The organism is Vibrio sp. 99-70-13A1, from assembly GCF_013114625.1.
Taxonomy (GTDB): Bacteria; Pseudomonadota; Gammaproteobacteria; order Enterobacterales; family Vibrionaceae; genus Vibrio.
In genome coordinates, this window is sequence record NZ_VTXD01000001.1 from 74,840 (window position 1) to 87,692 (window position 12,853).

At 39.8% G+C, this 12,853-nt stretch carries 12 protein-coding genes and 1 tRNA gene; 3 read left to right on the top strand and 10 right to left on the bottom strand.

The window, feature by feature from the left end:
- Positions 1-49 precede the first annotated feature (49 nt).
- Complete coding sequence (locus tag F0226_RS00340; protein WP_171733760.1) at positions 50-970, top strand: pyridoxal-phosphate dependent enzyme; 921 nt, start codon at positions 50-52, stop codon at positions 968-970.
- A gap of 119 nt (positions 971-1,089) precedes the next feature.
- On the opposite strand, the gene F0226_RS00345 is transcribed toward F0226_RS00340, so the two are convergent.
- From F0226_RS00345 to F0226_RS00375, 7 genes are all read right to left on the bottom strand, one after another.
- The gene (locus F0226_RS00345) at positions 1,090-1,743 is read right to left on the bottom strand and encodes a sugar O-acetyltransferase (protein ID WP_171733761.1); all 654 of its coding nucleotides are present in this window, start codon (positions 1,741-1,743) and stop codon (positions 1,090-1,092) included.
- Between the two features lie 112 nt (positions 1,744-1,855).
- Positions 1,856-2,647: a PhzF family phenazine biosynthesis protein gene (locus F0226_RS00350; RefSeq protein ID WP_171733762.1), complete on the bottom strand. Its 792-nt coding sequence runs from the start codon at positions 2,645-2,647 to the stop codon at positions 1,856-1,858.
- A gap of 93 nt (positions 2,648-2,740) precedes the next feature.
- The gene (locus F0226_RS00355) at positions 2,741-3,493 is read right to left on the bottom strand and encodes a hypothetical protein (RefSeq protein WP_171733763.1); all 753 of its coding nucleotides are present in this window, start codon (positions 3,491-3,493) and stop codon (positions 2,741-2,743) included.
- A 330-nt stretch (positions 3,494-3,823) separates the two neighbouring features.
- Entirely contained in the window at positions 3,824-4,183 is a 360-nt protein-coding gene (locus tag F0226_RS00360) for a VOC family protein (protein ID WP_171734015.1), read from the bottom strand.
- Positions 4,184-4,246: 63 nt separating this feature from the next.
- A complete protein-coding gene (locus tag F0226_RS00365; RefSeq protein WP_171733764.1) occupies positions 4,247-4,948 on the bottom strand; it encodes a YafY family protein in 702 nt (233 codons plus the stop codon).
- A 171-nt stretch (positions 4,949-5,119) separates the two neighbouring features.
- On the bottom strand, positions 5,120-5,545 hold the full coding sequence (locus tag F0226_RS00370) for a hypothetical protein (protein WP_171733765.1): 426 nt from the start codon (positions 5,543-5,545) through the stop codon (positions 5,120-5,122).
- Between the two features lie 554 nt (positions 5,546-6,099).
- Positions 6,100-7,521 carry a hypothetical protein gene (locus F0226_RS00375; protein WP_171733766.1) on the bottom strand — a complete coding sequence of 474 codons (1,422 nt, stop codon included), beginning with the start codon at positions 7,519-7,521 and terminating at the stop codon, positions 6,100-6,102.
- 243 nt (positions 7,522-7,764) lie between these two features.
- Between F0226_RS00375 and F0226_RS00380 the strand changes: the two genes are divergently transcribed.
- Positions 7,765-8,658 carry a DMT family transporter gene (locus F0226_RS00380; protein WP_171733767.1) on the top strand — a complete coding sequence of 298 codons (894 nt, stop codon included), beginning with the start codon at positions 7,765-7,767 and terminating at the stop codon, positions 8,656-8,658.
- A 131-nt stretch (positions 8,659-8,789) separates the two neighbouring features.
- Entirely contained in the window at positions 8,790-9,242 is a 453-nt protein-coding gene (locus F0226_RS00385) for a DUF302 domain-containing protein (protein WP_171733768.1), read from the top strand.
- A gap of 267 nt (positions 9,243-9,509) precedes the next feature.
- On the opposite strand, the gene F0226_RS00390 is transcribed toward F0226_RS00385, so the two are convergent.
- The 3 genes from F0226_RS00390 to F0226_RS00400 form a co-directional block, all read right to left on the bottom strand.
- Positions 9,510-9,597, bottom strand: a tRNA-Ser gene (locus tag F0226_RS00390).
- 166 nt (positions 9,598-9,763) lie between these two features.
- Positions 9,764-10,213 (bottom strand): L-alanine exporter AlaE, encoded by a 450-nt coding sequence (locus tag F0226_RS00395; RefSeq protein WP_171733769.1) that lies wholly within the window; start codon positions 10,211-10,213, stop codon positions 9,764-9,766.
- 246 nt (positions 10,214-10,459) lie between these two features.
- Positions 10,460-12,847: a hybrid sensor histidine kinase/response regulator gene (locus F0226_RS00400; RefSeq protein WP_171733770.1), complete on the bottom strand. Its 2,388-nt coding sequence runs from the start codon at positions 12,845-12,847 to the stop codon at positions 10,460-10,462.
- Positions 12,848-12,853 lie beyond the last annotated feature (6 nt).

Consider the following 12,853-nt stretch of genomic DNA (forward strand, 5'->3'; position numbering starts at 1 on the left):
TCAAGCTCCCTGCTAGATAATTCTAAAATCTACTCTAGCCAGCCTGATTATGAAGTTAACTAACAGCCCTATCACCCAGCACCAAATCAACGACCGAACTTTCTTCTTAAAACGAGACGACCAACTCCATTCACACTTTTCTGGCAATAAAGCCCGAAAGTTCATGAAACTATTAGAAGATAGTCACCCAAACACAACGACTTTGATCAGTTACGGCTCTGCGCAAGCGAATTCATTTTATTCATTGGCAGCGTTAGCAAGAATCCGTGGTTGGAAGTTTGAATTCTATGTCGACCATATTCCTAAATGGCTCATTGAACGTCCTTTAGGTAACTATCGTGGCGCTTTAGATTTAGGTGCTCAGATCATTGAAGTAGGGAAAACTGAAACTGGGCTTCATCCTGCTGATTATATTACTCAAGTAAGACAACCAGATTCTCACTGTATCTTTTTACCTGAAGGTGGGCGTTCCACTTTATCTGAATACGGTATTAAGCAGCTAGCGATGGAAGTACTGAGTTGGACTCGTTTTGAGCCTAGTCATGACTTTGTTGTCGCACTCCCATCCGGAACTGGATGCACTGCACTTTATCTCCATAAGTACCTAAAAACACATAATATCCCAGTGTTAACCTGCCCTTGCGTGGGGGGAAGTGAGTATTTAACGGCTCAATTCAATGAACTGAATGAAAGTGATCATCCACAGATATTATCGCTCGATTACAAACACCATTTTGGAAAGCTATACGCTGAAGATTATCAAACTTGGTTAGATCTAGAATATCAAACCGATGTTGAGTTTGACCTGCTTTACGACCCTCTTATGTGGCAATGCTTAGAAAAGTGGCAAGAAGATAACCCGACCAAAACTATCTTGTATATTCACCAAGGTGGTATTTTAGGTAATGAGTCAATGTTGCCTAGATACCAAAGAAAATTCCCTGACATGCAAGCTCAGAATTCAGGCTAAGGGCTATGTTAATAAGATCTATGTAATAAAGGCTATGTAAATAAGAGCGTGAATACGAACTGTATAATTAAGACCTATATACATAAGACTGAGAATTCCATTAATCCCCCAAGGTAACCTTACTCTGCATCATTTGGGGCTAGATTAATTCTTCGGTCTTTATAATAGAATTCTTTATCTCGCTCATTAATAGAACGCATGACACGGCAAGGGTTGCCCACAGCGACGACTCCACTTGGAATGTCTTTGGTCACCACACTCCCAGCTCCAATAACGGAGTTTTCGCCTATCGTGACACCCGGTAAAACAACTGAGTTAGCCCCAATCCAAACGTTATCTTTAATATGGATAGGAATATTAAATTGAGCGACTTTTCTACGTAGTTCGGGATCAATAGGGTGACCTGCCGTAGCAATCGTCACATTAGGACCGATCATTACCGAGTTGCCAATATAAATGTGAGTATCATCCACTAGGGTTAGGTTAAAATTTGCATACACATTATTACCTAAATGAGTATGTTTGCCCCAATTGGCTCTTAAGGGTGCTTCGATGTAGCAATCTTGACCGACTTCAGCAAACAAGGAATGTAAGATATCACCACGCTTTTTCATCTCACTTGGCCGAGTCTGATTAAAGTCATATAGAATATCTAAACACTGCATTTGTTGATGCACTAGCGATTCGTCATCACAAAAGTACACATCCCCACGGTGTAACTTGTCTTGGCTATCTAACTGATTTTCACTGCCTAGCTTTGATTTGGTTTCCATCATTCTCACCTTAAATATGACCGCTGTATTAGGTAACTGATATATTCAAGGTGATAGTATGAAAGGCATTAAATGCTAGCAACTTTATGCGTATGCATTTACTCAAACCGTATTAAATATTAATACTGCCTCGCAGATATAAAACACCATATCCAGAGACTAATACGCGATCTTTCTCAAGCGAGCAGTACAATACTCCGCCTCGTTTTGAAGCCTGAAATGCAACAAGCTCAGTTTTACCCAACTGCTCACTCCAATATGGTGCTAGTCCAGCATGAATAGAGCCAGTGACAGGATCTTCTAAGCCGCCGTTATCTGGCCAAAAGTATCGAGATACAAAGTCGTATTCACTTCCTTTAGCAGTTACCACTACATCTAAAGGAGATAACTTTTTCAAAAGCTCAGTGTTGTATTCGACTTCTCTTACTTTTTCTTCCGACTCGAGAACGGCAATGTAAGCCTGGCGATTTTTAAGCACTTGAACAGGCTTGATTGTTAGCCCATCCAATAGATTCTGAGGAATCTCGCTAACGGTTTCTGGCTTCTGATTTGGAAAACTCATCACAATGCGCGAATCAGCTTCTTGAGTTACCGTTAACACGCCCACTTCGAGGGTTTCAAACTGAATTTCTGTTTGAACATTCAAGTAATTAAATAGAACAAAGGAAGAAGCTAATGTGGCATGACCGCAGAAGTCAATCTCGGTTAGTGGTGAAAACCAACGGATGAAAAATCGGTTGCCGTCTAATGGTTTGACAAAAGCCGTTTCCGATAGATTATTCTCAGCCGCTATCGACTGCATAGCCGCCTCTTCTAGCCAATCATCTACTACAATCACAGCGGCGGAATTACCACCGAAGCGCTTTTTTGAAAATGCATCTACAACAAATATTTCTAATTCCATTTCATACCCTTAATGTTTCTACTTAACCCTGACGCCTTTTCCAATATATCAAACAATAGTGACATGTGTTTTGAATCGGAAAATATAAAAACGCTAACGTTTCGGCACTAGTGAGAACAAAATTAGAATGCCCCACCAAAGTAACGAAGAGATAAATACAAGGCTCAACATAGTCACACTTATAGACCAAACTGCAAAAATAACATTGCTCGCAGTCTGAAAATTCAGAACGTCTAAAACCAACAGCAACAAGCTAATTACAGCAAGAACAATAAAGGAACCTTTCAGTGCATGGTTGAAATCGGTGCGACTTGGAATACAGTGGAAGCTAATCAATGACATCACAATCAACCAAACAAAAGCATGCCACTGACTCAGTGCAGAGTGAATCAACACCGTCATATTGGAGTAAATCACACTAACCAAGTCTACGATGTTGGTAGCCTGAGAAGCATAATGAAAACCATCGATTGGGATATTAAAAGAATACCGACTCAGCACTATCACTAATCCCGCACCAAATAGCGGAGCAATGGCAATAAAGAACAGACCGATAACTTGATATAGAGAACGAGTATTCCAGCGATGCTGAACATACCCTAGCCGCCCACTGTTCTCTCGCTGAAACAAGCACATTTTGTCTATTTTATGCCTGAACAAAACAGCAAAGAAAGCGTGTGACAGCTCATGAATTGGCACGCCAATGAAAGCAGACATGAAGTAAAGCGATCGGCTCGCTCGTGACCGCATAACCCTTGGAATAACTAAGTGAGCAATTAAGTTATGCACACCAATGACGAAGGTTATAGGGAGAATCAAGCAAGCAAAAATCAGCAGTATATTCATTAGTGGGTAATCTAAACACGAAGGTAAACAGTATCATTAAGGGCAATATGATACTTGCCGATCAATTCAACAAGCTTTTAATTCCTTTAATTCGATAATGAAGGAACTAAGCAGCCATATCTATAAGTTTGGTGGACACTAAAATATAGGGTGAGCTGAAATGCCCATTGGCTTTATGTCGAGAGTACGGTTTCTGCTCAATGCTCAATGCTCAATGCTCAATGCTCAATGCTCAATGCTCAATGCTCAATGCTCAAAAATAATAGCTGCCACTCTAGATACAAAATAAGCCAGTATTTATAACTGCCTTATTGAACTACAAGGAGTGATTTAGGAGAAGACTCGAATTCGGTGACCATCTGGGTCTAAAGCAACAAAGTTAATACCATATACAGACTCTTCACGCTCTTGAGCAAACTCAACCCCTTGTTGCTTCCACCTTTCGAACAAAGCATCTAATGCTTCTCTGTCCGTTGCTGGAATTGAAAGCTCAGTTCCACCGCCTTTAACGGTGCTAGCCGGTGTTAATACGTCAGCCTGCTTCAATGTAATTTTCACATTGCTTGCAAAATCAAGAGCGGCAAACGTTGGCGAAAGAAGCTTAGGCTCGCAGTTAAAAGATTTTGCATAAAACGCCATGCTACGTTGAATATCGTCAACATAAAGGACAATTGAATCAAGGCTAAACATCATAAATTCTTCACTTTAATTGAATGGAAACATGAGTGTAATAGATAGAAGTGACAGTTTTTGTCAGTAGCGATAGATTTTCTTACTAATCTTTTCTAGTGCTTCCCACTCTGAAAGCAGTTCATGGCGAGAACGTGGATATTTGAGATCTTCTTTATGCCAGCCTTGAATCCTATCGAGTCTAAAGTTACGGAAACCTTGTCTTGTTTCACACCAAGCAACTAACACATGATACTGCTCAAATAGACCAATGAGCATAGGCCAAACTACTCTTTTACTCTCGCGTTGTTTCGCATCGATATAAGTAATGTCTGCCTTACATTCGTTTTTTATAGCTTGTTTAATCTCTGAGAGTTCAACGATTACTTTGGGGATATTAATAATAGAAGCAACACGAACAATGTCTTCACTGTGTTTGGCTTTATGTCCTGCTGGTAATACTGCCGAAATCTTAGCGAGCGCATTGATGACCGCTTCACTAAATTCGCCATTTGCTTGCTTTGCTACCCACTCAGCCCCGAGCCTTAGCGCTTCAAGCTCTTCCATCGTGAACATCATTGGCGGAAGATCGAAGCTTGGCTTTAATATATAACCAAGCCCTGCCTCACCTTCAATTTCAGCGCCTTGAGCTTGCAGTGTGGCAACGTCGCGGTAGATGGTTCTAGTACTCACACCTAACTTGCTTGCCAACTCTTCAGCCGACACTGGGAACTTGTAACAGCGAAGTAGCTGAAGTAAATCAAAGAGACGTTGACTGCGAGACATACTGATACCTGAAAATGATAATGATAAAGCGCTTAAGCGGACAGAACTAAGGATGAGCTTGTTGAAAATTGGCATATTTCCCTTCATAGCACTGAGCAAGCAACACTACACATGCTAGAGAAACAAGCCTATATTAGTTAGGCAAGACAGCATACATTAACCGCATCTAGATTACACACTCACAGGTTTTTGCTTGAAGCCAGTTGTGACTTGTTCCATTATTTTTTCTAAACCCATAATCAGGAAAATAATGCCGAAAAAGGCAACTAAACCACCAAAATAACCACTTAGAACAACAGAGCCACCAAACAATGCTGAAGTAATACCCATGGTTACAAACTTACCGCCAACCAGTGAAATATAAGAAGTAATGCCGCGTCCTATTTTGTATTTCTTAGCTTCGCCCTTTGCTTTCCATTTATCAGCAGTGAAACCCTCAAGCCAGATGAAGAAGCTTAAACATACTTGTAAAAGTAAACCAACAAACACGACGTTCATTGCGCCGTTAATTTCGACCCAAGACCAATATGAGTTGGCAATAGCCACAGAAACAATACCAACACTCGCTTTCTCAATTGCATTCAAATTACTTTTCATCGTTTACCTGCTTATTCGTTAAATGGTGAATTATGGGTACATGGCTCTTACTTTTTACTTCTTACTTCTTACTTCAGCTCGCTCAATTTCATGCTCTTAAGCGGATGCACCCACTGGTTGCCTCGAATAAAACTATAAACAATACCTATGACCCAGATTTACCATTACACGCCACTCTTAATTCTATATAAGATAAAAATAATGGTATCTACACATGGTTAATTGAAAGAAAGCACAGCATATAAATCGACAATTGAATCATAAGGCAGATTCTATTCAGTACTTTATGATATGACTCGTTACTTTTACGCGTCGGATTTCCTCTTTATGCATGCTCCACCGCAAGTATGCGTGCGTTCGAATATTGCCTTGCTTATCTAGGTGAAAATTAAAAAGCCCAACTACAAAAATGTAGTTGGGCTTTTGACGATAAATCGTTTTACTTGAAAAGCATAAAACCAAGATTTGGTTCTAATCTCATTTCAGCACAGCTCTACCTGTAGCGATTCTATTTAGACATATTCAACTTAATGACAAATGTAAACGTTGAGCGTCTATTTAGAGCAGTTTTCTTCAGACAAATCAGCTTCTGACGTTCCACACTCTTTTTTATGAGTACCATTTTTGTAGTATGTTGAGCGTTGCCATTCTCCATCACTAGTATGGCTAGTCATAATTTGACTTGGGTCTTCGCCAGACTCATTCATCACTCGTGACCAAAAGTCCGCGCCATGTCCTTCTTCGCTATAGAAATCAGTATTGATAGCACTTCGAACCGGTGTCAGATCGGATTCAGTGATGGTATCTGTTACTCCAATTAAATGGGTAAAACCACTATCATTGCCTTCATCATAAGAGTGCTCTGTATAACTGATTAACTCATGACCTTGGAAGTCTTTAGTAACGAGAGCTTGAACAATGAATTTATCGTTAACTATGCCTTTATCGCAATCGCTCCAATCTCCTGCTAACCCATATACTGTATTTCGAACCCCTGATGATTTCTGTGAAATGGTTTCAAGCCATTCGCTCAAAGAGCAGTGGTAGCCAGTATTAGCAGGTTCTAGAGAAACCGTTTTCTCAATGTTTACACCATCTCGAACGGTGGTTTCCATTACATTCTTATCGTGAAGAAGAACCTTAGTATTTAGGTCGTCAGACATCTCATAAGTTTCTGATTCGAAGTTACCATTGGATGCTTGTACAAACTGATATCGGTACCACGCGTCATCATAATTGCTATTTGAGCTATCCCATTTCCCTAAGAAGTATTCAACCCATGCTAAATCTGCTTGTGGGTATTGAGCGATCAATTCACGCGTATCAGCATAAGATTTCTGTAGACCAGGAACGATGTCTTGAGCGATTTGGTGTACTTGGTCATTGCCTGACTCAATATAATCACCATAAAGATCATCTACAGTAATGTTGTATCGGTTCGCAACTCGTAATTCTTGCTCTTCAAGACGCTGAGCAATATCTTCTCTTAATTCTTGTTCTTTAAGCATTGAATCACAAGAAAGCTCTTGAGACGTATTTTCGAAAAGCTCTTTTTCTACTTCACTCCAAACAACAGAAGTGAGTGGTGTTAGATTGTATAAATCTTCATCTGTACTTAATGCGTATTGTGGCGGGATCACCATTTTATAAGCATCTTCAATCGGTGTATCAGGAAAGTCAGTATCAATTGCACCTTCGGGAACATCCACTACGATAGGGACGTACTGCGCACATTCGCGATAAGTTGATGGGATAGTTAAATCAAATTCACCTTGCTCTTGGGTGATAACATTTGGCTCATTCGCATCTAACTGGTTATTGAAGTTTAAATCTAGATAAACTGTCGCTCCGATAATATAGCCATCAATCACCTTCCCTGTAACTGAAACGCTACTGGAGTCACCGCCACTACTGCTTCCACCACATCCAGCCAGACTAGCAGCAAGACCACAAAGTACCACTTGTTTCATTGTCATTGTAAAAACCAATTAATAATTAAAAATATTCTTCTTAGGAATGAATCACGACTCATTCGGCAGGTAAGTATATAGATGAGACTCTTTACAGCATTTGATCTCGCCCATATTGTAAGTGCTACAACTCATCATTCCCGCAATTAAAAGGCACAAGGTACCTAAAACTTAGTTCTTACTTATTTTCAAATCTCCTGTATTATGTGCGCCCATAATTGTATGACAAATATATAGACCCATTTAAGTATGACTAAAGTCACCAACCACGCCATTTTACTTTTAGTGCTAGCTAACCTTCTTGCATCCTTTTCAGATGTTTCACTCAAAGTCTTAAATGGTGAAGTTCCCACATTCCAGTATGTATTCATTCGCCAGCTATTGAGTGTAATGCTCCTGCTTCCTTTTTGGCTAAAACTACCTAAAGAGACGCGTATGCAAGGAGGTTGTCGTATCAACTTCTTACGCGCTCAATTTATTTTAGTGGGTAGTGGCTGTGCCATGATTGCTATCACACACCTTACCTTGGCTACTGCCAACGCAATGTTCTATGTGGGACCAATACTCATGCTTCCCTTGTCCATCGTGTTATTGAAAGAAAAGCCAACATCATCCAAAGTGGTGGCAACTTTGATTGGCTTTATAGGCGTATTGATCGTCTTACGACCAGAGCAATTTCATTGGGCTGCTATTGCTGGTTTGGGGAGTGCACTTGCGATGGGAGTTGGAAATATTTTGATAAAGCGTCTTAATGCAGAACAACATATTATCTCTACGCTGTTTTGGACCAGCATTATGACTCTACCGCTTGCATTAGCCCTTGCTCTACCTTCATGGGCTGCAATTGAATGGCGTCATGTTGGATGGATTATGGCAATCAATCTATTCGTGCTTGGGTACCACGCCCTAGTGGTGATTGCGTATAAAAAAGCACCAGCCAGCCAAATTGCACTCGCAGAATATTCAGGACTGGTGTTTGTCACTCTATTTGGCGTGATGTGGTTTGACGAGATCCCAGACTTTTTGACGCTTGTTGGTATTAGTCTCATCGTTATTCCGATGATGCCAATAAAATGGAAGAAGCTTTTCAACTGGTTTAACAAGCCAAACCTAGATATTGATGAAAACCCGACTAAATATTAATAAGTTGTCGATTTAGTAACTGTACAAAGGCTTACCACTATACTTATGGTGATGAAGCATTAGCACCTCACTATTTAGACGCTACAAAACAACAAACAATATTAAATCAGTTAACCTCAAAGGACATGATAATGGAAAAGTTTATATCATTAGGACTAGTTCTAATTTTCGCATCGTTCTCTGCTGTTGCTTCTAACGGCTTAGTCAAATATGAAAGTAATTATTCAGTAAAAGAAACCGCGGACCGCTTTGAAGAACTAGCAAAAAGTAAAGGCTTAACCCTATTCGCTAGAGTAGATCACCAGAAAAACGCTCAAAGCGTCGACTTAGAGTTACGCCCGACAGAAGTCATTATTTTCGGTAACCCAAAGGTAGGTACGCCTTTAATGCAATGTGCCCAGAACGTTGCTATCGACTTACCTCAAAAGGTTTTAGTCAGCCAAGACGTAAATAATAAAGTTTGGCTATCTTATAACAACCCTAGTTACTTAATGAAACGTCATGACATTGAAGGCTGTGATGCTGTAATCAATAATATTTCAGGGGTTCTAAGTGGTTTAGCAAAAGCATCGGTAGCCAAATAAATACCACGACCTACCTATAAGACTTCAAGAACTTTCTTTCAGGATATTAAGTGTGCGTTAGGTTCAAGGATCTAACGCCTCTATATCAGATGGTTGCCGAGCGAGTTCAAAAATTACTTTAAAACAGCTATATAAACTAAATTTAATTTTGAATAAGACCACTGAAGTATGTGCGAGTTGGGTTAAGACTAGAGATTTTGTCTATGCTGGGGAAATATAAGCTTCAGATACGAAAAAAGACGCCCTAAGACGTCTTTTTTCTAAATATGGCGGTGAGGGAGGGATTCGAACCCTCGATACGTTGCCGTATACACGCTTTCCAGGCGTGCTCCTTCAGCCACTCGGACACCTCACCATATTGTTTGTTAAGCTTGCTGCTCAACGGGGTGCTAATTTAATGTCTATCGGTCTTGCGGTCAAGTGACTTCACTAAAAAAACCATTTAATTATGTTTGTTTGATTACAAAATAACTCATTAGATCAAAAACAAACCAATTCAGATAGATATAGAACACTAAGCCTTAAGCTTGTTGGTAATAACCTGGTACTTTAAACCACTTACGGCACATATCAAGGAAGTAGCCATAAAGAACGCCCATACCACATGAAATCACAGCATTACTCGTGACAGCAGTAACGATTTGATCCGTCGAAGCCCCAACAGCAAACAAGATACCTGCATATACCGGCGATTGGAAAAGCACATAAGCGGCTAAATCAGAAACATTCTTCATCAATGAAGTGCTTGACAGCTTCGCTCCATTACGTAAAACCCAATCACGAAATACACCATATGGCCACGCAATAGCAATATTGACTGGTATCGATAACATACGAGAAGCAAGTGACTGCTCAAATGACATGCCTGATATAAAAATCTCAACAATCATTCCTGAGATAAAACAGAAAACGACCATAGCAAATGTATCCGCTGCTGCGTTGCGAAGACAAAATGGACCACGAGATTTCATTGCACTACCACCAAAATATACAACTGCCAAAGAAGCAATTTAGTAACATATAAAAAGGCTACAGATAAGTAACCCAGAGAATATCGCTATTAAATCACAATATTTGTAGTGTTACATTCCAAAGATAAAACCAAGAGGTAAATTAACAACCAAAAAATCGTATAGAACTAGATGGAATCACCAAAAAAGTGACCCCTGTCTAGTTTTTATTCATTTTGAAATTAAATTACTGAAAGTTTAATACAACTAAATATCTGAAAACTTCACAGTAATCAGATTAATTTTTTCTTTATTTGGGAATGAAGAATTGGTTAGTGCTTGAATTGAATCGTTAATTGTATCAATTAGCAGGTCATCTTTTTTCGCTAAGGCAAGGGGTTTTAATTTGGTAAGCACCAAGCTAGCGGCATCAGCATTTTGATCTTCCATTGCTACATACAACGCGACAAGAAGATCTTCAGAACTTTCATCAAACTGTTCCGATGGCTGTTTTTCTGGACAGTATTGATACAACTTTTTTAAATGGCGATAAAGGGCGTCATCCAACTCACGCTCATCGATTGGTTTCGCGATAATGTAGTCCACTCCCGCCCCTAACATGCGTTCTCTCGTTTCTTTGAATACATCTGCTGTACAGCCAAAAATAAGAACTGAACGGCCATCGCCCACTAAAGCCCTGATCCCAAGTGTTGCCTCTACACCATCCATAACAGGCATGTGGTTATCCATTAAGATTAAATCAAAAGATTCGGCAGCTACAGCCTGTATTGCCAGCTCTCCGTTCTCAACACTCTTGCATTCAAATCCTTTATTTTTCATAAAAGTTTCAATGATGATGGTATTAGTTCGGTTATCTTCAACGATGAGAACTTTCATTCCCGAGAAGTCGAGATTTCTATGAATTAGGTTTTCAACTGACCCTGGTTTACACGGTTGAATTTTTAATCGAACATCAAAACTTGTTCCTATACCCTGCTCGCTAGTGACAGAAATATCCCCTTCCATTAATTGAGTGATTTTCTTAACAATAGCTAAACCGAGGCCAGTACCGCCATAACGACGTGTGGTAGAAGATTCCGCTTGCTCAAATGGTTTAAATATTTTGTCTTGGGCTTCTTTTGCGATACCAATGCCTGTATCTCGAACATTGATTGATAAGTAAGTGTGACTCCCTTCATGGACTTCTTTTAAGTAAACTTCAACAAAACCACGCGAAGTAAACTTCACAGCATTATTCAATAGGTTAAACAATATTTGCCTTAAACGCGCTTTATCAGAGTAATACCATCTTTCTGTTGGTACTTCTGAATAGACCTTGAACTGCAGACCTTTCTCCGTCGATAAGGTGTGATAAACACTATTGATACTGCCGATAATGGAATCTAGAGGGAAACTGGTTTTATCCAAATCAAGATGACCTTGCTCTATCTTTGAAAAGTCTAGAATTTCATTTAATAGCGTCATCATATGATCACCAGAATCATATAGGCTCTTAAGATGTTTTTTCTGGTCTTCATTCAGTTCTGTTTTCAGTAAGATCTGAGCAGTACCTAGAACCCCATTCATCGGAGTCCGTATTTCATGTGAGAGAGTGGCAAGAAAAGCGGTTTTTGCGTTGGTTGAGGCCTGCGCTTTGACCTTCTCGGCTTCTAAATAAATGGTCTTATCATTGAATGTATTGATTAGGTGAGCAATTTCATCCTGACTCGTGTAAGTAAGATCAATAATGCCACCAGTCTTGGAATCATCTAGCTTCTTCGCAATATTGGTAATTGGGCTTATCAAGTAACGATTAAGCAAGTAATAACCAGCCATCACACAAAGTAATAGGAATGGAACGATACCGCTTTCAACGCTCATTACTTGGTGAAACACTTCATCAGCGACTAAACGCTTAGAGTTAACGACATCGACGGTCCATTCAAACTGACCAAACTGATGCTGACTTATATATATGCCTTCAACGAGATTAAAATCATGTGTGACAAGTACCTGGTCATGTTGATCTTTTAAAGTAATACCTAATTCATATTCTTCAGCGTGATTTTTAATAAAGATAAGCAGTTCATCTAATGATAAATCTACGGTCGCTACACCTGAAAACTCCCCTTTAAGGTAGTAAGGCATAGATGCGGTGATCATTTGAATATGAGTATAAGGATCAATATACACATCCGACCAGAAGACTAATCCCGGAGCTTGATTTACTACCGAGGTATACCAACTTTCTTGATGGTAAGGGAGAGCTTGAGGATTATTATAGGACAAAATCTGATCAACCTGACCACCGGGCGCCTTGTTGAAAAATTGGCTATCAAGTGCTTTATCTGGACTAAGAGCATAAGGTTCGGGCCAAATACCAGCACTGACAATAATGTCATCACTTGTTGAAAGAAAGGAAGTAAATAAAAGGGCTAACTCAGGAGTGGCTTGTTTTGTTTGGGCTAATCCAACAATGCTATTTAAAAAGCCTTGAGAGCTATTGAGTGGCTCTGTAATAAAAGAAGAGAGTAATTGAGTTCTAAGGTCTAGATTTTGCTGCAATTTGGCTCGCACGGGCGATTCGACAACGAAGTAAGTCACGCTACCAATGATGGCAATAAAAAACGCGAGGTACAAACCAAGCGCTATCATACTTTT